The 388-nt window shown below is 69.1% G+C and carries 1 protein-coding gene; it reads left to right on the top strand.

What is annotated here, in order from left to right; genetic code table 11:
• Nucleotides 1–22: 22 nt before the first annotated feature.
• A partial coding sequence (locus HG543_RS54295) for an NIL domain-containing protein (protein ID WP_343073678.1) occupies nucleotides 23–388 on the top strand: 366 nt, incomplete at its 3' end.

Raw genomic sequence — 388 nt, 5'->3', positions numbered from 1 at the left:
GATCCGCCGTGTCTGCGACCGCGTGGCCGTGCTCGATGCTGGCCAGATGGTCGAGACCGGTCCGGTTACCCGGGTGTTCCTGCATCCGCAGCACCCGACCACGCGGCGGTTCGTCAGCGAATCGGAGCACGTGGACGAAGGGGCGTTGCACCGCGATTTCGACGTGGTGGGCGGGCGCATCGTGCGCCTGACCTTCCTCGGCGGCGACACCTACGAACCCCTGCTGGGCAGCGTCGCGCGCCAGACCGGGGTCGACTACAACATCCTGTCCGGCCGTATCGACCGGATCAAGGACACCCCCTATGGCCAGCTGGTGGTCGCCCTGGTGGGCGGTGACCAGTCCGCCGCGCAGGCTGCCTTCGTGGCTGCCGGCGTGCATGTCGAGGAG

Origin of the sequence: Pyxidicoccus fallax (assembly GCF_012933655.1) — a bacterium.
GTDB classification, from domain to species: domain Bacteria; phylum Myxococcota; class Myxococcia; order Myxococcales; family Myxococcaceae; genus Myxococcus; species Myxococcus fallax.
The sequence above is the reverse complement of the archived record's forward strand: the minus strand, read 5'-3'. Positions and strand labels throughout refer to the sequence as shown.